Below are 17,471 nucleotides of genomic sequence, written 5' to 3'. Positions count from 1 at the left end.
GATGCTGTCCTCCCTTTTCAAGCGACCGTTGCGGCCGGGATGCCGAGTCGCGCGGCGACCTGCTCGCGCCCGCCGTCCTTCATCCACGCGTTGACCTTGCGGGCGAACTGGATCACCTCGCTCATGTCGGAGTCGAAGCCGAAGAGTCGGTAGGGCAGGCCGAGCGCATCGCAGGTGTCGCGCAGGGCGCCCATGCCGCGCACCAGGTTCGGCCCGCCGCGTCCCAGCACCACGTACAGCGGCGTCGGCCCGTGCTGGCTGAAGTGCTCGCGCAGCGCATCGGCCATCGCGCGCAGGGTCTCGAAGATGTCGGTGTTGTTGCTCTTGCCGCCGATGATGAAGAGCACGTTGGCCTGCTTCAGCCAATGCTTGAAGCAGATGCGCGCCACCTCCTTCATCTTCTCGTAGGGCGGGTTGCCGCCGAAGTCGGAGCTGATGATCGCGTCGTCGCCCAGCATCTCGGTCACCAGCGAGTTGGCGCCGCCGCCGAAGGTGGGAGCGAGCACCGTGCCGTTGTCGTTGATCACGTAGACGTCGCTCTGGCCCTGGTGCGTGCGCAGGGTGTTGATCTCCTGTTCGAAATCGGAGTAGTCGGCCGCGAACAGATGCGGCGGCAGTCCCAGGCGAAGCCAGCGCGGGTCGTCGCGGTCGAAACCACACTTGAAGTCGCAGGCGACCGGGGTGAGGCGGCCCTTTTTGTCTTCGCGCATGCGGATCGGGTTGAGCTCCAGCGTGGTCATGCCGAAGTCGTGGAACAGCTCCCACAGCTTGGGGAGCTGCTGCACCAGCGGCGAGATGATCTCCTTGGGCGCCCCGATCTCGGTCAGCGCGTTGGCCACCACGAAGGCCTTCAGGCCGGTGAGCGGGTCGAAGGGCACCGTCGCGACCTGGGTCTTGTCCAGCTCCTCGATGTCCATGCCGCCCATGTGCGTGAGCGTCATGGTCGGCGCGCGGAAGCGGGTGGAATCGCTGATGGAAAAGTAGACCTCGTGCTTGGCCGGCACGCCGGCCTCGAAGGTCACGCCGTTGGCCTTGGCCTTGACATGGCCGACCGTGTGCTCGGCAAAGTAGAGGCGCTCCTTCTCGGCCAGCGCGGTCTTCAGGTCGCTCGCACGGCCCAGCAGGCCGGCCTTGCCCTTCTTGCCGATGCCGCCCTTGAAGACGGGCTTGACGAAGATGAGCCCGTACTTGTCGATCAGCGCCTTGATTTCCTCTTCGCTGGCCGCGGGGCCCAGCACCTCGGTGGCGGGAAAGCCCGCGAAGTGCAGCAGGCGTGCGCCGTGCAACATGCCGGTGATCTGCATGGTCGATGTCTCCTGTGAGTGCGCGAACTGCGCCGTGGGCTGCCCGCGTCTCGGGAGGCCTCGGAGAAATCGTAGGAATCGAAGCTGTCGATCCGCCGTCAGTACGGTGAGGGTAAGTACGGGTGGCGAGAAAGTGCCTGTTGCGGCCCGCCGCTAGTCCTTGTAGCTCGGATCGATGCGGTCGAGCTTGCGGATCAATGCGGGCCAGACGAAGGCGCCACCTAGGCCGCCGGTCTGCACCTTCAGCGCCTGGCCGACGCCTTCGATGATGCGGGGATCCACATGAGTGAGCTCGCCGCCGCCCGCCTGTGCGGCGATCTGGATCTGGCAGGTGTTCTCGAAGGTGTACATCGAGAGGAAGGCGTCGGCGATGGTCCGGCCCACGGTCAGCAGGCCGTGGTTGCGCAGCATCAGGAAGTTCGCTTCGCCCATGTCGGCCTGCAGCCGCGGCTTCTCGTCGTCGCGGAAGGCCACGCCCTCGTAGTCGTGATAGGCCAGCGAGGCCAGCACGAAGGTGGACTGCTGGCTGATCGGCAGCACGCCGCTTTTTTGCGCGCTGACGGCGATGCCCGCTCGCGTGTGGGTGTGCAGCACGCACTGGATGTCCGGCCGCGCCGCATGGATGGCGCTATGAATGACGAAGCCGGCGGGATTGACAGGGTAGGGCGAGGTGATCACCTTGTTGCAATCCTGGTCCACCTTGACCAGGCTGGACGCAGTGATCTCGTCGAACATCAGCCCGTAGGGGTTGATCAGGAAATGGTGCTCGGGCCCCGGCACGCGCGCGCTGATGTGGGTGAAGACGAGGTCGCTCCAGCCGTGAAGGGCGACGAGCCGGTAGCAGGCCGCGAGGTCCACGCGCAGTTGCCATTCCTCGGCGGAGACGAGCTTCTGGATTTCGGAATGGGTGGTGGTGTTCATGGCGGTGCGCGGTCCTCTGCGTTCGGATGGCCGATTTTCAGGAAACCGCGGCCGGTTTCAACGAGGGAAAACGCCCCCGGAACTCGCCGACCGAGCCTAGTGCATGGCAGCCATGCAAGTCATGACAAAGCGCCTATTGGCGATGAATGCGCAAGACGTATTCTCGAATGCAATATTCATCGTGGGCCAAGAGACATGCGGTCACCAGCAGACGGGCGCAGAAGACATCGACGGCTGTTTGCCTGGATGTCCCTGCTTGCGACACTTTCACTGTCCTGCCTGATCGGGATCGAGATGATCTTCCCGACTCCGCCCCTGACCCCTCCGCCGGAGCGCTCACTCCTGGATCTCCTCGAATTCGATCTGCCCGATCCGCAACTGCTGACCGTTGTCGTGATGCTGGTCGTGGATCTCGCCGCGTTCGCCGGTCTGATCGTCACGACGCTGCTGGATTGGGTGGAAGGTCGCCAGCGGCATCGTCATCGCTCCGCCTAGCGCAGCTTTCTGCAGTCCACTGGGCGCGATGTAGCCGATGCTTCGCGAAGGCTGCGGACGGTCAGGCCCTCAGTGCCGTCTTCATGGTAGGGAGCCCGGGGTGGAGGCCTTGCATGGTTGATTTAACATAATGCACATTGTATTTTTTGCGGCCGATAAGAGAGCGCTCAGCCCAATCGCGCATCGCTCACCATTTCCCATCGCTCGGCCGCTTCGCCCGAGCTGCGGTGCTCAGCAGCCGCACCGCGTCCGGCCGGTTGGCACGCTGGGCGAAGTCCAGGGCCGTCATGCCGAGCTGGTTCTTCATCGCCGTATCGGCGCCCTCGTCGAGCAACAACTGAACCGCGGCGCTCGAGCCGTACATCGCGGCCATCATCAGCGGCGTGCTGCCGTTGGGCGACTGCGCATCGATGAAGGCGTAGCTCTCCAGCAGCTGCTTCATGATCGCCACGTGCCCGCCGGTGGCTGCGTAATGCAGCGGTGTCCAGCCAGGCTTGTTGACATCCGCGTCGCGTGCGATCAGCCGCGTCACCAGATCCTGCTGGCCCTTGAGTGCGGCCAGCATCAGCGGGCTTTCATCCTTCGCATTGCGCAGCTCCACGTCGGTCTTGGGTGAATCCAGCAACACCTGGATGACCTTGGGCGATGGTTCGCGCATGGCGATCAGCAGGCCCGTCTGGCCTTGCTCATCGCGCGTGTTGGGGTCGAACCCGCGGTTCAGCAGATCCACGATGGCGCCGGCGTTGTCGTTGCGCACGGCGCGGAAAAAGTCGTCGAACGAGCCGGCGTGAAGTGAGAAAGATGCTGCAAATACAACAAGATAAATGGCTTTGTTAAAGTATTTCTTCATCTCATGACGCCTGAGAACAGGATCTCGAAGTTATGGCTGGTGACTTGGCCGATGGTCTCGACCGGCAGCTTGCGCAGTTCTGCGATCTGCTGAGCAACAAAAGGCACGTAGGACGGGTTGTTGATCTTCCCGCGGTACGGCACGGGCGCCAGGTAGGGGCTGTCGGTCTCGATCAGCATGCGGTCCAGCGGCACGAAGGTGGCTACGTCGCGCAAATCCTGCGCCTTCTTGAAGGTCAGGATGCCCGAGAAGGAGATGTAGAAACCCAGGTCCAGTGCGGCACGTGCCACCTCGGCCGTCTCGGTGAAGCAGTGGAACACGCCGCCCGCGGCCCCTGCCGAGCCATCCTCGCCCTCCTCCTTCAGGATTGCCAGCGTGTCGGCCGAAGCCTCGCGCGTGTGGATGATCAGCGGCTTGCGCACCTGCCGAGCGGCGCGGATGTGCACGCGAAAGCGATCGCGCTGCCACTCCAGGTCGCCGATGCTGCGGCCGCCCTTGCGCTCTTCCATCTGGTAGTAGTCGAGACCGGTCTCACCGATGGCCACCACCTTGGGCAGCGCGGAACGCGCCACCAGGTCGTCCACCGAAGGCTCTGCGATGTCCTCGTTGTCCGGATGGACGCCTACGCTGGCCCAGAAGTTGTCAAAACCAGCCGCCAAGGCCTGCACTTCGGGGAATTCTTCCAGCGTCGTGCAAATGCACAGCGCGCGGTCGACCTGCGCGGCGGCCATGGCCTCGCGGATCTGCGGCATCTGGCCGGCGAACTCGGGGAAGGTCAGGTGGCAATGGGAGTCGGTGAACATCGCAAGATTTCGGAAAACGGCGGCGCGACCGCAGCGCCTGCGGTCTGCGTCATGCAGACGGACTCAAATGGTCTGAGTGGGGCGGTCGGAGGCCGCGATGCCGCCGAGCGCCTCTTCGATGCGCGCCTTGAGCTGGCGTGACTTCTCGTCCGATGGGAAACGGATGCCGACGCCCGGCGCGCGGTTGCCGGCCGCACGCGCAGGCGTGATCCAGGCCACCTTGCCGGCCACCGGGTAGCGCTGCGGGTCCTCGGGGAGCGTGAGCAGCACGTAGACGTCGTCGCCCAGCCGGTACTCGCGCGAGGTCGGGATGAAGATGCCGCCTTCGGCGAACAGCGGGATGTAGGCCGCATAGAGCGCGCCCTTTTCCTTGATCGCCAGCTGGATGACGCTGGGGCGGGCGGGCGCGGCGGGGGTGGGGGTGGCTGTTGTGTTCATGGGCAGCGGCTGGCGGAGTTTAGGGTGGTTCGTGCTTCGCTCACAAGCGCTTCGAGCATCAGGCCGGCATTGAAAGGATGTTCTGCGGTTTTTGCCGCATTGGCGAGCGAACGGGCCCATCGGGCGAGCGCGGCTTTCGGCGGCGCGACCGGCAGGTCCGCGGCTTCGAAAAAGCGCGGCGCGGCGCCGCTGTCCACAGTCATCAAGTCGTGGCACAGCTTCTGCAGCGCGCTGATGGCCTGGGCCGGCGCATGGTCGGCCAGGGCGCCGACCTCGCCGCGCAGCATGGCCTTGGGCAGCAGGCTCCAGGCCTTGGGCGACTGGCCCGAGGCGGCGAGCCGCAGCGCATCGCTCGGCCGGCCGCCGGCGGCGCGCAGCAGGGCGGCCGCGTCTGCCGCCGGCACCCCCTGCCCCACCAGCCAGTCGCGCGCCTCGTCGTCGCCGGGCCACGGCAAGGTGAATCCGAGACAGCGGCTGCGAATGGTGGGCAGCAACTGCCAGGCGGCCTCGCTGGCCAGCACGAAGCGCACGTCGCCGACAGGCTCCTCCAGCGTCTTGAGCAAGGCGTTGGCGGTGATGGTGTTCATGCGCTCGGCGGGATAGACCAGCACGACCTTGCCGCGCCCGCGCGCGCTGGTACGCTGGGCGAAGCCGACCGCGTCGCGCATCGCCTCGACGCGGATCTCGCGGCTGGGCTTGCGCTTCTTGTCGTCGATGTCGGCCTGGCTCTTCTCGTCGAGCGGCCAGCCCAGCTCCTGCATCGCCACTTCGGGCATCAGCACGCAAAGATCGGCATGGGTTCGCACGGCGATCGCATGGCAGCTCGGGCAGTGGCCGCAAGCGCCCTGCCCGCCCGCTTCGTCCCGCTGCTCGCAGAGCCACGCGGCCGCGAGCGCCAGGCCCAGTTCGTACTGGCCCAGGCCCGAAGGCCCGTGCAGCAGCCAGGCGTGACCGCGCTGCCGCAGCAGCTCGACCAGGGGCTTGCGCAGCCACGGCGAGGGGGTCATGTCGCTCATGGCTTGCTGCCGGCCAAGCCACGCTGGGTCAAGGCCACCTCGATCTGCTGCCACACCCGCTCGCGCGGGCGGTTCGCGTCGATGCGCACGAAGCGCGGCGCGGACGCGGCGCGCTCGGCATAGCCGGCGGCGACGCGGCGGAAGAACTCCACCGGCTGCGATTCGAACTTGTCCGGCAGCCGCGCGCCGGCCAGGCGCTCGGCTGCCGTCTCGGGGGGCAGGTCGAACCACAGCGTGACCGCGGGCTGCAGCAACACGCCATCGCGCGCCTGCACCCACCGCTCCAGCGTGGAGAGCACCGCCGTGTCGAAGCCGCGCCCTGCGCCCTGATAGGCGAAGGTGGCGTCGGTGAAGCGGTCGCACAGCACCACGTCTCCCCGCGCCAGCGCGGGCTCGATCACCTGCACGATGTGGTCGCGCCGCGCCGCGAACACCAGCAGCGACTCGGTGAGCGGGTCCATGGCTTGCGTGAGGACCATCGTGCGCAGGGTCTCGGCCAGCGGCGTGCCGCCCGGCTCGCGCGTGCGCGTGACCTGCCGGCCCTGGGCCTTGAACAGCGCCTCCAGCGCATCGATGTGGCTCGACTTGCCCGCGCCGTCGATGCCTTCGAGCGTGAGGAACAGGCCCGGCTGCGTCATCGCCCGCTCCGTGGTGCCGTGTCGATGCCGCGCTGGTAGCGGTTCACAGCCCGGTTGTGCTCGTCGAGCGAACTGCTGAAGTGGCTGGAGCCGTCGCCGCGGGAGACGAAGTACAGTGATTTGCTCTGCGCCGGCTGCACCGCCGCCAGCAGCGCGGCCTTGCCCGGCATGGCAATCGGCGTGGGCGGCAGGCCGAGCCGCAGGTAGGTGTTCCAGGGCGTGTCGGCCTGCAGGTCTTTCTTGCGCAGGTTGCCGTCGAAGCGCATGCCCAGGCCGTAGATCACGGTGGGGTCGGTCTGCAGCGGCATGCCGGCGCGCAGCCGATTGACAAACACGGCCGCGATCTCGGCACGGTCCTTGGCCACGCCTGTCTCCTTCTCGACGATGCTGGCGAGGATCAGCGCCTCGTCGGGCGTCTTGAGCGGCAGATCGGACGCGCGCGCGGCCCACGCGGCTTCCAGTTTCTTGTCCATGGCCCGCATCGCCCGCTGCAGCAGCGCGAGGTCGGTGGAGCCCTTCGAATAGGTGTAGGTGTCGGGAAAGAAGCGGCCCTCTGGATGCACGCCGGGCTTGCCGAGCCGGGCCATCAGCTCCTCGTCGCTCTGGCCCAGGGTCTCGGGCTTCAGCTGCTCGGCCTTGGCCAGGGCGGCGCGTACCTGGCGGAAGCTCCAGCCCTCGACCAGCACGATGCTGCGCGTGGCCTCCTCGCCGCGCACCAGCATGTTGAGCAGCAGCCGCGGCGTGACGCCCTGCTCCAGCTCGTAGCTGCCGGCGCGGATCTGCCGGTCCTGGCCGGAGAAGCGGAACCAGCCGTAGAGCAGCTGCCACGGCACGCGCACGCCTGCATCGGCCACCGCCTGTGCGACGCCCCGCGGCGTGGTGCCCGGCTCGACCGAGAGGTCCACAGTGGGCGCAGGCAGTTTCAGCGGATGCTGCACCCACCAGAGCCCTGCCGCGCCGGCGCCGAGAACGACGAAGGCGGCGAGCAGAAAGAGCGTGAGAAGGAAGCGGCGCACGGATGCGAATGGAGCGGCGGACGGAAGGGGAAAGCGCGGTAGCCCTGCGGGCCGAACGGAACGGATCGGCCCATGATAATTCAGCGATGACCCCAGTCGTTCTGAATGGCGTAACAGCCCTTTCGCACCTCGGCGTGATCCGCGCCGAGGGCCCCGAAGCCGCCGACTTCCTCAATGGCCAGCTGACGCAGGACTTCGCCCTCCTCGGCCCGACCGAAGCGCGCCTGGCCGCGCTGTGCACGGCCAAGGGCCGCATGATCGCGAGCTTCATCGGCATCCGGCCGCAGCCCGACCGCGTCCTGCTGGTCATCGGCCGCGACATCCTGGCGGCCACGCTCAAGCGCCTGTCGATGTACGTGCTGCGTGCCAAGCTCAAGCTCAGCGATGCCAGCGAAGAGTTCATGCTCCACGGCCTGGCGGGCACCGCGCTCGCGGCCAACGGCGTCAGCGCGGATGCGCCGCCGGGGCGCTGCAGCCAGGTCGGCGCCGTCAACGTGGTCTCGCTCTATCCCTCCGACGGCGTGCCGCGCGCGCTGCGCATCGCGCCGGCGGGCAGCACCGCGCCCGAGGGCCCGGCACTCGACTCCGCGCTGTGGCAGTGGAGCGAGGTGCGCAGCGGCATCGTGACCGTGACCGAGCCGATCGTCGAAGCCTTCGTGCCGCAGATGCTCAACTACGAATCGGTGGGCGGAGTGAACTTCAAGAAAGGCTGCTACCCCGGCCAGGAGGTGGTGGCGCGCAGCCAGTTCCGCGGCACCCTCAAGCGCCGGACCTACCTGGTGCAGGCGCCGGCGCCAGTCGCCGCGGGCCAGGAGGTCTTTGCCGCCAACGACCCCGAGCAGCCGGTCGGCATGGTGGCACAGGCGGCGCCGGCACCCGGCGGCGGATGGGCTGCGCTGGTGTCCATGCAGATCGCGGCGCTCACTGCGGGCGGCCTGCGCGCCGGCAGCGCCGAGGGGCCCGCCCTCAGTGTCGAGCCCCTGCCCTACCCGCTGCTCGAAGACATCTGAGCGCTCAACAGCAGCGCCCCTTGCCGCCGCCGTAGCGCGCCTCCAGGCGCTCGCGGAAAAACGCCTCGTAGCTCATCGGCGTCGCTTCGGGATGCGTGCGCGCCATGTGGCTGAGGTAGGCGTCGTAGTCCGGCAGGCCCACCATCAGCCGCAGCGATTGCGCCAGCGAGCGCGTCAGATAGCGCCCGGCTTCGGGCAAGCCGGCCAGCGATCGCATCAGGCCGCCTGTGCCGGCAGCGGCTCGAAAGGCGTCTCGCGCGCCGTCGGCTTGTTCGAGGCGCGCGCCGCGAGCGCGCTGCGCACGCTGTAGAACAGCACGCTCAGCACCACGAAGATGAAGAGCCCGCAGAGCGCGGCGTCGAGCCGGTCGTTGAAGACGATGCGTGCCATCGCCTCCGGCGTCTTGGCTGGCGCGAGCAGCACGCCCTTCTCGATCGCGTCCGCATACTTCGCCGCGTGCGACAGGAAGCCCACCTTCGGGTCCGCCGAGAAGATCTTCTGCCAGCCCGCGGTCAGCGTGCACGCCAGCAGCCAGGCGGCCGGCGCGATAGCGACCCAGGCGTAGCGCTCGCGCTTCATGCGGAACAGCACCACCACGCCCAGCATCAGCGCCACCGCGGCCAGCATCTGGTTGGAGATGCCGAACAGCGGCCACAGCGTGTTGATGCCGCCCAGCGGATCGACCACGCCCTGGTACAGGAAGTACCCCCAGGCCGCGACACAGAGAAAGGTCGCGATCAGGTTGGCGACGGCAGAGTCGGTGCGCTTGAGCGCCGGCACGAAGCTGCCCAGCAGGTCCTGCAGCATGAAGCGCCCGGCGCGCGTGCCGGCGTCGACCGCAGTCAGGATGAACAGCGCCTCGAACAAGATGGCGAAGTGGTACCAGAAGGCCATCATGGCCTTCCCGCCGATGGCCTGGTGCAGGATGTGCGCCATGCCAACGGCGAGCGTCGGCGCGCCGCCGGCACGGCCGAGGATGGTGCTCTCGCCCACGTCCTTGGCGGTCTGCACCAGCATCTCGGGCGTGACCACGAAGCCCCAGTTCGAGATGGTCTGCGCCACCGCTTCCGGCGTGGTGCCGACCAGCGCGGCCGGGCTGTTCATCGCGAAGTACACGCCCGGCTCGATGCAGGCCGCCGCCACCAGCGCCATCACCGCCACGAAAGATTCGGCCAGCATCCCGCCGTAGCCGATGAAGCGCGCATGACGCTCGTTGTCCAGCATCTTCGGCGTGGTGCCCGAGGAGATCAGCGCATGGAAGCCGGACACCGCGCCGCAGGCGATGGTGATGAAGAGGAAGGGAAATAGACTGCCCGACCACACCGGCCCGTTGCCCTGTGCGAACTGCGTCACCGCCGGCATCTGCAGGGTCGGCGCGACGAACACGATGCCGATCGCCAGCGCGACGATGGTCCCGATCTTCAGGAAGGTCGAGAGATAGTCGCGCGGTGCCAGCAGCAGCCACACCGGCAGGCTCGCGGCGATGAAGCCGTAGCCGATCAGCATCCAGGTCAGCGCCTTGCCGTCGAAGGTGAAGAGCGGCGCCCAGTCCGGGTTCTGCGCCACAGCCTGGCCACCGAAGATGGCCAGCATCAGCAGCACGAAGCCGATCATCGAGACCTCGCCGATGCGCCCCGGCCGGATGTAGCGCAGGTACACGCCCATGAAGACCGCGACAGGAATCGTCGCCGCCACCGTGAAGGTGCCCCAGGGCGATTCGGCCAGCGCCTTCACCACGATCAGCGCCAGCACCGCGAGGATGATGATCATGATCATGAAGGTGCCGAACAGCGCGATCAGCCCCGGCACGGTGCCCATCTCCTGCTTGACCAGGTCGCCCAGCGAGCGCCCGTCGCGTCGCGTCGAGATGAAGAGCACGATGAAGTCCTGCACCGCGCCGGCGAAGACCACGCCGGCCACGATCCACAGCAGCCCCGGCAGGTAGCCCATCTGCGCCGCCAGCACCGGCCCCACCAGCGGACCGGCCCCGGCAATGGCCGCGAAATGGTGGCCGAAGAGCACGTTCTTGTCGGTGGGCACGTAGTCCAGCCCGTCGTTGTGACGGTGGGCGGGCGTCATGCGCTTGCCGTCGAGCCCCAGCACTCTGTCGGCGATGAAGAGGCTGTAGTAGCGGTAGGCGATCAGGTAGCAGCAGATCGCTGCGACCACGACCCACAGGGCACTGATGGCCTCGCCTCGGGCCAGGGCCACGGTCCCCAGCGAAAAGGCGCCGGCCACGGCCACGGCAAGCCACACCAGGTGGCGGCGGATGCTGTGCATGCGGATGTCTCCAGAGGTTGAACCCGGGCGAGTGTCCCGATTCACCGGGTGGCTGGCATCCGTCGCACCGCGCGGGCGGGGCGCGTGGTGTTGCCTAAGGGATAACCCCTATCTCTTCTCAGCGCGAGCCGAACTCGCGCGCATGCTCCACCGCGTACTTGATCAGCTCCGCCTGCCCCTCGATACCGAGCCGCCGCTTGATGCTCTGCCGGTGCGCCTCCACCGTACGCACGCTCAGGCCGAGGTCGCGCGCGATCTGCTTGCTCGATTCCCCACGCCCCAGCGCCGACAGGATCTCGCTCTCGCGCGGCGTGAGCAGCGGCCGCGGCGCCTGGTTGCGGAACAGCCGCTGCGACACCGCCGGACTCAGGAAGGTCCCGCCCGCCGCTGCTGCCTCGATGGCCGCCACGATCTCGGCTGCCGGCGCATCCTTGAGCACGTAGCCGCGCGCGCCGGCCGACAGCGCCTGCTGCACGTACTCGGGGTTGTCGTACATGCTCAGCATTACCACGCGCACCGCGGGCGCGAGCGCCTGCAGCCGCGCGGCCAGCTCGATGCCGTTCATGTCCTTCATGCCGACGTCGGCCAGCACCAGCTGGGGCTGCAGGCGCTCGATCGCTTCCAGCGCCTCCTCGGCGCTGCCGGCCTCGCCGACGATCTCGATGCCGGGCAGCGGATCGAGACGCGCATGCAGGCCGTCGCGCACCAGCGGATGGTCGTCGACCAAAAACACGCGGATCGGCTGTGTCGTTGTCATGCCGCTTCCAGGCTCTTCGCGGGGACGAAGGCGACGATGGCCGTCCCCTTGCTGCCCGAGTGCAGGTCGAGCCGCCCGCCGATGGCCACGATGCGCTCGCGCATGTTGCGCAAGCCGATGCCCCGTTGCGGGTCGAGCTGCGTGGCGGCCAGGTCGAAGCCGACTCCATCGTCGTTCACCTCCAGCCGCACGCCGCGCCGCTCGAAGAACAGGGCGATGCGCACCTGCCGCGCCCGTGCGTGTTTGCGCACATTGGTCAGCGCCTCCTGGGTCACGCGGAACAGCGCAGTCTTGACCTCCTCCGGCAGCTCGCGTGGTGCGCCCTGCACCGCGACCACGGCGGCCACGTCGCCTTCCTCGCCGAACTCCGCGCCCAGCCGCTCCAGCGCAGCCGGCAGGCCCAGCTGGTCCAGCAGCGCCGGCCGCAGCCGGTGAGAAATGCGCCGCACTTCGGCAAGGCATGCGTTGAGCCGCACCAGCGCCTTGCCCAGCACCGCCGGCGCAGGCTGATGCGTGCTCCCCAGCATCTCCACGGCGGACTCCACCAGCAGCTTGGTCGACACCAGCGTCTGGCTGGTGCCGTCGTGCAGCTCGCGCGCGAGCCGGCCGCGCTCCTCCTCCTGCGACTGCACCACCTGGCGCGCCAGCAGGCGCAGCTTGGCCTCGGCCACCCGATGCTCGCTGAGGTTGAGCAGCAGCCCGCCGGCGCTCACCGCCGCAAGGCACAGCGCCGCGATGGCCGCGATCCACAGCATGGTGGTCGCGACGTTGAGATTCATCTGCCGGTCCAGCGTCTGCATGGCCGCCTGGATGTCGTCCAGGTACAGGCCGGTGCCGACCATCCAGTTCCAGCGCGGCAGCGCGGTCACGTAGCCCAGCTTGGGCGCGGTCTGCGAGCTCGAGGGCTTGCGCCACTCGTACTCGACGAAGCCGCCGCCATCGCGGGCCCGTGCGATCAGCGCCTGGATGGTGAAGCGCCCACGCGAGTCGCGCATTTCCCACAGGTTCTGGTCCACCAGCTCGGGCTGGCGCGAGTGCATCAGCGAGCGCCCCTCGAGGTCGTAGACGAAGAAATAGCCGTCATTGCCGTAGTCGAGCGCGGCCAGCCGGCGCAGCGCCTCGGTGCGCGTGGCTTCGTCGTCCCGGCCCGTGTCGTACAGCGGCTGCACCACGCTGACCGCCAGCGCCACGTAGCTGCGCAGCTCGTTGCGGCGCTGGTTCATGTACGTCTCTTCGATCAGCGCGCGCTCGCGCGTCGCCAGGTCGCGCTCCTGGTGGCGCACCGCCAGTGCCACCAGCACCAATGCGACCAGCAGCGGCGCAACGGCAAGGGCTACGATCTTGAGGCGGAGGTTCATGCGGCGGAAAGGCTACCACCTCGCGCGCGCTGCTCTATCATCGAATTCCGTTGTGGGTGAACATCATGAAGCCATCAGAAGCCTTGCACGCCAACCGTGCCGCGATTCGCCGCGTCGTCGAATCTCATCGGGCTGGGAATGCGCGCGTGTTCGGCTCGGTCCTGAATGGCCAGGACACGGACAGCAGCGATCTGGATATCCTCATCGACCCGACCTCGGAAACGACGCTGTTCGACATCGGCGCGATCCGTCACGAACTCGGCGAGCTGCTTGGCGTGCCGGTGGATGTGCTGACACCCAATGCCTTGCCGGATAAGTTTCGAGCCATCGTGCTCGCGCAGGCGCGTCCCATATGAGCCGGGACCAGCAGCGCGTTGCTGACTATCTGGCACACATCGTCGAGGCCATCGAGCGGATCGCCCGCTACACGCGGGAAATGGACGAAACGATGTTCCTGAACAACCAATTGGTACAGGACGGAGTGATCCGAAATCTCGAGATCATTGGCGAGGCTAGTCACAACATCGAGGTGCACCACCCGGAATTCGCGGTGGCTCATCCCGAATTGCCCTTGGCATTTGCCTGCCAGATGCGCAATGCCGTAGCGCACGGCTACTTCAAGGTGGATCTCGAGATTGTCTGGAGGACGATCCACCGCGACCTTCCCCGCCTTCACGCTCGGATTCAGGAAGTGCTGGCCTAGGAAGTGCCTCAGAGCGCGCGCCGCATCTCGATGTGCGCGATGCCCGCTTCCTCGAACGGTTCGCCGTGCGGCAAGTAGCCCAGGCGCGTGTAGAAGGCCTCGGCGCTGCGCTGCGCATGCAGCGTTACCTCGCGGTCGCCGCGCGCCTTGGCCGCCTCTTCGAGCGCGCGCAGCACCGCCGCGCCATGGCCGCCGCCGCGCAGCACGCGGTGCACCGCCATCCGGCCGACGCGGCCCTGGCCCGGCGCACCCGGCACCAGCCGCCCGGTCGCGATCACCTGGCCCAGCCGGTTGCGCGCCACCGCGTGGATGGCGCTCTCGTCGTGCTCGTCCCACTCCAGTTCCTTGGGAATGCGCTGCTCCTCGATGAAGACGCTGCGGCGCACCGCACCCGCGCCTTCGCCGAGTTCGGCCCAGGTGCCGGTGCGGACTTCGGCGAGGGCTTCACCGGATTCGTAGGCCGTAAAGATCTCGCGCAGCAACGCCGGCACCGGCTTCGAGGTCTGGGTAGCCGGATCGGCGAACACGTAGACCAGCTCGCACCCGACCAGGAAGTCGTCGCCGCGGAACAGCCCGCCGTGGAAGACGATGGAGGAGTTGCCCACGCGCACGCACTTCATGGCGACGTCCAGCACGTCGTCCACCCGCGCCGAAGCCTGGAAGTCGACAGTGGCCTTGCGCACGTAGAGGTCGCCGCCCAGCGCGTGCATGGCTTCCTCGTAAGGCAGCGCCAGCGCGCGCCAGTAGTCGGCGATCGCGGTGTCGAAGTACATCAGGTAGTGCGCGTTGAAGACGATCTTCTGCATGTCCACCTCGGCCCAGCGCACGCGCAGGCGGTGGAAGAAGCGGTAGTCGGATCGGCGGGTGTTCTCGGTCATGGTTGCAAGGCTTCCTTCAGAGCACGCGCCGCATCGGCCTGGGCCTGCAGCGCTTCGGGTATGGCACGGCCCATTTTGACGAATTCGTGGATCACGCCGCGGTAGATCTCCAGCGCCACCGGCACGCCCGCGGCACGCAGCTTGTCGGCATAGGCGATGCCCTCGTCCACCACCGGGTCGCACTCGGCCAGGCCGATCCAGGCCGGCGCCACGTCTTCCACGTCTTCGGCGTTGAGCGGGGCGAAGCGCCAGTCGTCCCGCTCGGCCGGGCGGTTGAGGTACTGCGCGAAGAACCAGGTGATGAGCTGCTCTCCCAGCAACGGGCCATCGGCGAAGCGGCGGTGCGAGGGCGTGTCCTGGTGCGCGGTGGTGCCCGGGTAGAAAAGCATCTGCAAGGCCACAGGCAGGCCCGCGTCGCGCGCCTGGATGGCGCACACGGCCGCCAACGTGCCGCCCGCGCTGTCGCCGCCCAGCGCCAGGCGGGTGCCGTCCAGGCGGAGTTCGGCCGCGCTCTGCGCAACGAACTGCACGGCATCCCACGCATCGTTCGAGGCGGTCGGAAACTTGTGCTCGGGCGCCAGGCGGTAGTCCAACGACACGACGGCGCAGCCGCTTTTCTCGCTCAGCACGCGGCACAGCGTGTCGTGGGTGGCGATGCTGCCGACGGTGAAGCCGCCGCCGTGGAAGAACAGCAGCACCGGCAGCACGGCGCGCGAGGGGGCATAGAGCCGGGCCCGCAGCGGATGCCCGTCGCGCGCGGGAATCGCGAAGTCCTCCACGCGCTCCAGCTGCGGCTTGGGCACCTCGAGCACGCCGGCGCCCTTCTCGTACGCGGCCTTGGCCTCGGATGGCGTGAGCGTGTAGTACGGCGCCTGGTGCGCGCGTGCCATGCGCTCGACCACCCCCGCCATCTTGGCGGTGAGCGGCGGTGGGAGGGTTTGGGTCATGGGCAAGACGGGCGGCACTTGTTAAATTGGAAGGCCCGAATCGTAGCCTCCACCCCCACACGCCCCATGGCCCTCATTCAATACCTCACCCAGATCCAGTTCGACTTCGGCGCCATCCAGCTGTTGCGCAGCGAATGCGACCGCATCGGCATCGCCCGGCCGCTGATCGTCACCGATGCCGGCGTGCGTGCCGCCGGCATCCTGCAGAAGGCGCTGGACGCGCTCGGCGACCTCCCCGCAGCGGTGTTCGACCAGACCCCCTCCAACCCCACCGAGGCTGCCGTGCGCGCCGCCGCCGCGATCTACCGCGACGAGCGCTGCGACGGCCTGGTCGCCGTCGGCGGCGGCTCGGCCATCGACTGCGCCAAGGGCGTGGCGATCGCGGCCACGCACGAGGGGGCGCTCAAGACCTACGCCACCATCGAAGGCGGCTCGCCGAAGATCACCGAGCGCGTGGCGCCCCTGGTCGCGGTGCCCACCACCAGCGGCACCGGCAGCGAGGTGGCGCGCGGCGCCATCGTGATCGTTGACGACCACCGCAAGCTCGGCTTCCACAGCTGGTTCCTGATGCCCAAGGCCGCGATCTGCGACCCCGAGCTCACGCTGGGCCTGCCGCCGCGGCTCACGGCCGCCACCGGCATGGACGCCATCGCGCACTGCATGGAGACCTTCATGTCGGCCGCCTTCAACCCGCCGGCCGACGGCATCGCACTCGAAGGGCTGCGGCGCGCCTGGAACTACATCGAGCGCGCCACCAAGGACGGCAGCGACCGCGAGGCGCGCCTCAACCTGATGAGCGCGTCGATGCAGGGCGCCATGGCCTTCCAGAAGGGACTGGGCTGCGTGCACTCGCTGAGCCACAGCCTGGGCGGCATCGACCCGCGCCTGCACCACGGCACGCTCAACGCCCTCTTCCTGCCGGCCGTGATCCGCTTCAACGCAGGAGCTGAGTCGGTGCAGAAGGAGCAGCGCCTGCAACGCATGGCGCAGGCCATGAACCTCGACTCGCCCGGCGACCTGTCCGTGGCAATCCGCGACATGAACGCCCGCCTGGCCTTGCCGAAGGGACTCGCCGAAGTGGGCGTGACGGACGCGATGTTCGAGCAGATCATCGACGGCGCGATGGCCGATCACTGCCACAAGACCAACCCGCGGCTGGCGAGCCGCGAGGACTACCGGGTGATGCTCGAAGCCTCGATGTAGTCGGCCAGCCAGCGGCGGAAGGCCTCCATCGCGGCGCTGGGCCTTTTCGACTTGAGCCGCACGAGCCAGTAGCTGCCCGTCATCACCTCGGTCGAAAGTGGCCGCACGAGCCGGCTTTCGTCGAGTTCGCGTTCGAACATGGCGGCAGGCGCGAGTGCCACGCCGGCACCCTGCATCGCGGCTTCCACCATCAGCCGCGAGGAATCGAACACCGGCCCGCGGATCGCCGGGCAGGCCGCGCCGGCCGCCGCGAACCAGGCGGGCCAGTCCTCGGCGCGGTAGGAACGCAGCAATGTCTGCTGCGCCAGGTCTCGCGGGCGGGCGATGCGCGCTGCGACAGCCGGCGCGCACAGCACCGACAGCGGCGCCTCCATCAGGTGCTCGGCTCTCAGCCCCGGCCAGTTCCCATCGCCGAAGCGGATCGCATAGTCCAGCCCCTCGCCCGCGAGGTCGACCACATTGTTGTGCGTCATCAGCCTCAGGTCGACGAAGGGGCAGCTTTGCTGAAACAGCTTCAGCCGAGGCAGCAGCCAACCCACGGCGAAGGTGCCCACCACCCCGACGGTCAGCACCTCGAAGAAGTGGCCGTTGTCGAACTGCTGGACCACCGCCTCCATGCGGCCGAAGGACTCGGCCAATACCGGCAGCAGCGCGTGGCCCTCGTCGCTGAGTGCCAGCCCGCGCGGCAGGCGGCGGAACAGCGCCACGCCCAGCCGTGCCTCGAGGCCGCGCACCTGCTGGCTGACAGCGGCCTGCGTCACGTTCAGCTCGGCCGCCGCCAGCGTAAAGCTCAGGTGGCGCGCCGAGGATTCGAAGGCGCGCAGTGCGTTGAGAGGAAGATGGGTGCGAGCCAT

Annotated in this window: 20 protein-coding genes; 5 read left to right on the top strand and 15 right to left on the bottom strand. The window is 68.1% G+C overall.

All coding sequences use genetic code 11. The features are described 5' to 3' along the window. Window positions 1-17 precede the first annotated feature (17 nt). Window positions 18-1,304, bottom strand: coding sequence for an ATP citrate lyase citrate-binding domain-containing protein (locus ACMGEZ_RS06310; protein ID WP_436821405.1), 1,287 nt, complete (start codon window positions 1,302-1,304; stop codon window positions 18-20). A gap of 153 nt (window positions 1,305-1,457) precedes the next feature. Then, window positions 1,458-2,225, bottom strand: coding sequence for a class II aldolase/adducin family protein (locus ACMGEZ_RS06305; protein ID WP_436821404.1), 768 nt, complete (start codon window positions 2,223-2,225; stop codon window positions 1,458-1,460). Window positions 2,226-2,471: 246 nt separating this feature from the next. On the opposite strand from ACMGEZ_RS06305, the gene ACMGEZ_RS06300 reads away from it, so the two are divergent. Then, window positions 2,472-2,720: a hypothetical protein gene (locus ACMGEZ_RS06300; RefSeq protein ID WP_436821403.1), complete on the top strand. Its 249-nt coding sequence runs from the start codon at window positions 2,472-2,474 to the stop codon at window positions 2,718-2,720. 187 nt (window positions 2,721-2,907) lie between these two features. On the opposite strand, the gene ACMGEZ_RS06295 is transcribed toward ACMGEZ_RS06300, so the two are convergent. The 6 genes from ACMGEZ_RS06295 to mltG all read right to left on the bottom strand — a co-directional run bounded on the left by ACMGEZ_RS06295 (window position 2,908) and on the right by mltG (window position 7,481). Continuing rightward, window positions 2,908-3,570, bottom strand: a complete 663-nt coding sequence (locus ACMGEZ_RS06295) for an ankyrin repeat domain-containing protein (RefSeq protein WP_436821402.1) — start codon at window positions 3,568-3,570, stop codon at window positions 2,908-2,910. After that, window positions 3,567-4,373: a TatD family hydrolase gene (locus ACMGEZ_RS06290; RefSeq protein ID WP_436821401.1), complete on the bottom strand. Its 807-nt coding sequence runs from the start codon at window positions 4,371-4,373 to the stop codon at window positions 3,567-3,569. The genes ACMGEZ_RS06295 and ACMGEZ_RS06290 overlap by 4 nt, the downstream gene beginning before the upstream one ends. Before the next feature lie 63 nt (window positions 4,374-4,436). After that, window positions 4,437-4,811: a PilZ domain-containing protein gene (locus tag ACMGEZ_RS06285; RefSeq protein ID WP_436821400.1), complete on the bottom strand. Its 375-nt coding sequence runs from the start codon at window positions 4,809-4,811 to the stop codon at window positions 4,437-4,439. Then, window positions 4,808-5,827 carry a DNA polymerase III delta subunit-related protein gene (locus ACMGEZ_RS06280; protein WP_436821399.1) on the bottom strand — a complete coding sequence of 340 codons (1,020 nt, stop codon included), beginning with the start codon at window positions 5,825-5,827 and terminating at the stop codon, window positions 4,808-4,810. The genes ACMGEZ_RS06285 and ACMGEZ_RS06280 overlap by 4 nt, the downstream gene beginning before the upstream one ends. Further along, a complete protein-coding gene (tmk, locus tag ACMGEZ_RS06275) occupies window positions 5,824-6,465 on the bottom strand; it encodes a dTMP kinase (RefSeq protein ID WP_436821398.1) in 642 nt (213 codons plus the stop codon). Before tmk ends, ACMGEZ_RS06280 begins: the two co-directional genes overlap by 4 nt. Continuing rightward, window positions 6,462-7,481 (bottom strand): endolytic transglycosylase MltG, encoded by a 1,020-nt coding sequence (mltG, locus tag ACMGEZ_RS06270; RefSeq protein ID WP_436821397.1) that lies wholly within the window; start codon window positions 7,479-7,481, stop codon window positions 6,462-6,464. Before mltG ends, tmk begins: the two co-directional genes overlap by 4 nt. Before the next feature lie 86 nt (window positions 7,482-7,567). Here mltG and ygfZ point away from each other — a divergent pair, with 86 nt between their 5' ends. Next, complete coding sequence (ygfZ, locus tag ACMGEZ_RS06265) at window positions 7,568-8,491, top strand: CAF17-like 4Fe-4S cluster assembly/insertion protein YgfZ (protein WP_436821396.1); 924 nt, start codon at window positions 7,568-7,570, stop codon at window positions 8,489-8,491. Between the two features lie 4 nt (window positions 8,492-8,495). Here ygfZ and ACMGEZ_RS06260 read toward each other — a convergent pair whose 3' ends face one another. The 4 genes from ACMGEZ_RS06260 to ACMGEZ_RS06245 all read right to left on the bottom strand — a co-directional run bounded on the left by ACMGEZ_RS06260 (window position 8,496) and on the right by ACMGEZ_RS06245 (window position 12,886). Then, entirely contained in the window at window positions 8,496-8,708 is a 213-nt protein-coding gene (locus ACMGEZ_RS06260) for a YbdD/YjiX family protein (protein ID WP_436821395.1), read from the bottom strand. Continuing rightward, a complete protein-coding gene (locus ACMGEZ_RS06255) occupies window positions 8,708-10,771 on the bottom strand; it encodes a carbon starvation CstA family protein (protein ID WP_436821394.1) in 2,064 nt (687 codons plus the stop codon). The genes ACMGEZ_RS06260 and ACMGEZ_RS06255 overlap by 1 nt, the downstream gene beginning before the upstream one ends. Before the next feature lie 118 nt (window positions 10,772-10,889). Further along, window positions 10,890-11,528, bottom strand: a complete 639-nt coding sequence (locus ACMGEZ_RS06250) for a response regulator transcription factor (RefSeq protein WP_436821393.1) — start codon at window positions 11,526-11,528, stop codon at window positions 10,890-10,892. Beyond that, window positions 11,525-12,886, bottom strand: a complete 1,362-nt coding sequence (locus ACMGEZ_RS06245) for a cache domain-containing protein (RefSeq protein WP_436821392.1) — start codon at window positions 12,884-12,886, stop codon at window positions 11,525-11,527. The genes ACMGEZ_RS06250 and ACMGEZ_RS06245 overlap by 4 nt, the downstream gene beginning before the upstream one ends. Window positions 12,887-12,951: 65 nt before the next feature. On the opposite strand from ACMGEZ_RS06245, the gene ACMGEZ_RS06240 reads away from it, so the two are divergent. Further along, a complete protein-coding gene (locus ACMGEZ_RS06240) occupies window positions 12,952-13,242 on the top strand; it encodes a nucleotidyltransferase family protein (protein ID WP_436821772.1) in 291 nt (96 codons plus the stop codon). After that, window positions 13,239-13,589, top strand: coding sequence for a HepT-like ribonuclease domain-containing protein (locus tag ACMGEZ_RS06235; RefSeq protein WP_436821391.1), 351 nt, complete (start codon window positions 13,239-13,241; stop codon window positions 13,587-13,589). Before ACMGEZ_RS06240 ends, ACMGEZ_RS06235 begins: the two co-directional genes overlap by 4 nt. Before the next feature lie 8 nt (window positions 13,590-13,597). Here ACMGEZ_RS06235 and ACMGEZ_RS06230 read toward each other — a convergent pair whose 3' ends face one another. After that, window positions 13,598-14,467: a YbgC/FadM family acyl-CoA thioesterase gene (locus ACMGEZ_RS06230; protein WP_436821390.1), complete on the bottom strand. Its 870-nt coding sequence runs from the start codon at window positions 14,465-14,467 to the stop codon at window positions 13,598-13,600. Next, on the bottom strand, window positions 14,464-15,414 hold the full coding sequence (locus ACMGEZ_RS06225) for an alpha/beta hydrolase (RefSeq protein ID WP_436821389.1): 951 nt from the start codon (window positions 15,412-15,414) through the stop codon (window positions 14,464-14,466). Before ACMGEZ_RS06225 ends, ACMGEZ_RS06230 begins: the two co-directional genes overlap by 4 nt. Before the next feature lie 66 nt (window positions 15,415-15,480). On the opposite strand from ACMGEZ_RS06225, the gene gbd reads away from it, so the two are divergent. Next, the gene (gbd, locus tag ACMGEZ_RS06220) at window positions 15,481-16,617 is read left to right on the top strand and encodes a 4-hydroxybutyrate dehydrogenase (protein ID WP_436821388.1); all 1,137 of its coding nucleotides are present in this window, start codon (window positions 15,481-15,483) and stop codon (window positions 16,615-16,617) included. Here the strand turns inward: gbd and ACMGEZ_RS06215 are convergent. After that, window positions 16,587-17,471 (bottom strand): LysR family transcriptional regulator, encoded by an 885-nt coding sequence (locus ACMGEZ_RS06215; protein ID WP_436821387.1) that lies wholly within the window; start codon window positions 17,469-17,471, stop codon window positions 16,587-16,589. The genes gbd and ACMGEZ_RS06215 overlap by 31 nt on opposite strands.

It is taken from the genome of Variovorax stachyos (assembly GCF_051400855.1).
Classification (GTDB): Bacteria; Pseudomonadota; Gammaproteobacteria; order Burkholderiales; family Burkholderiaceae_C; genus Variovorax.
Note: the sequence above shows the minus strand (reverse complement) of the source record. Positions and strands in the feature narration are given on the sequence as shown.

Excerpts from the sequence above, each read along its gene's own strand:
- ACMGEZ_RS06310 (WP_436821405.1), bottom strand. The coding sequence starts at position 1,304 with ATGCAGATCACCGGCATGTTGCACGGCGCACGCCTGCTGCACTTCGCG.
- ACMGEZ_RS06305 (WP_436821404.1), bottom strand. The coding sequence starts at position 2,225 with ATGAACACCACCACCCATTCCGAAATCCAGAAGCTCGTCTCCGCCGAG.
- ACMGEZ_RS06300 (WP_436821403.1), top strand. The coding sequence starts at position 2,472 with ATGTCCCTGCTTGCGACACTTTCACTGTCCTGCCTGATCGGGATCGAG.
- ACMGEZ_RS06295 (WP_436821402.1), bottom strand. The coding sequence starts at position 3,570 with ATGAAGAAATACTTTAACAAAGCCATTTATCTTGTTGTATTTGCAGCA.
- ACMGEZ_RS06290 (WP_436821401.1), bottom strand. The coding sequence starts at position 4,373 with ATGTTCACCGACTCCCATTGCCACCTGACCTTCCCCGAGTTCGCCGGC.
- ACMGEZ_RS06285 (WP_436821400.1), bottom strand. The coding sequence starts at position 4,811 with ATGAACACAACAGCCACCCCCACCCCCGCCGCGCCCGCCCGCCCCAGC.
- ACMGEZ_RS06280 (WP_436821399.1), bottom strand. The coding sequence starts at position 5,827 with ATGAGCGACATGACCCCCTCGCCGTGGCTGCGCAAGCCCCTGGTCGAG.
- tmk (WP_436821398.1), bottom strand. The coding sequence starts at position 6,465 with ATGACGCAGCCGGGCCTGTTCCTCACGCTCGAAGGCATCGACGGCGCG.
- ygfZ (WP_436821396.1), top strand. The coding sequence starts at position 7,568 with ATGACCCCAGTCGTTCTGAATGGCGTAACAGCCCTTTCGCACCTCGGC.
- ACMGEZ_RS06260 (WP_436821395.1), bottom strand. The coding sequence starts at position 8,708 with ATGCGATCGCTGGCCGGCTTGCCCGAAGCCGGGCGCTATCTGACGCGC.
- ACMGEZ_RS06255 (WP_436821394.1), bottom strand. The coding sequence starts at position 10,771 with ATGCACAGCATCCGCCGCCACCTGGTGTGGCTTGCCGTGGCCGTGGCC.
- ACMGEZ_RS06250 (WP_436821393.1), bottom strand. The coding sequence starts at position 11,528 with ATGACAACGACACAGCCGATCCGCGTGTTTTTGGTCGACGACCATCCG.
- ACMGEZ_RS06245 (WP_436821392.1), bottom strand. The coding sequence starts at position 12,886 with ATGAACCTCCGCCTCAAGATCGTAGCCCTTGCCGTTGCGCCGCTGCTG.
- ACMGEZ_RS06240 (WP_436821772.1), top strand. The coding sequence starts at position 12,952 with ATGAAGCCATCAGAAGCCTTGCACGCCAACCGTGCCGCGATTCGCCGC.
- ACMGEZ_RS06235 (WP_436821391.1), top strand. The coding sequence starts at position 13,239 with ATGAGCCGGGACCAGCAGCGCGTTGCTGACTATCTGGCACACATCGTC.
- ACMGEZ_RS06230 (WP_436821390.1), bottom strand. The coding sequence starts at position 14,467 with ATGACCGAGAACACCCGCCGATCCGACTACCGCTTCTTCCACCGCCTG.
- ACMGEZ_RS06225 (WP_436821389.1), bottom strand. The coding sequence starts at position 15,414 with ATGACCCAAACCCTCCCACCGCCGCTCACCGCCAAGATGGCGGGGGTG.
- gbd (WP_436821388.1), top strand. The coding sequence starts at position 15,481 with ATGGCCCTCATTCAATACCTCACCCAGATCCAGTTCGACTTCGGCGCC.
- ACMGEZ_RS06215 (WP_436821387.1), bottom strand. The coding sequence starts at position 17,471 with ATGGCTCGCACCCATCTTCCTCTCAACGCACTGCGCGCCTTCGAATCC.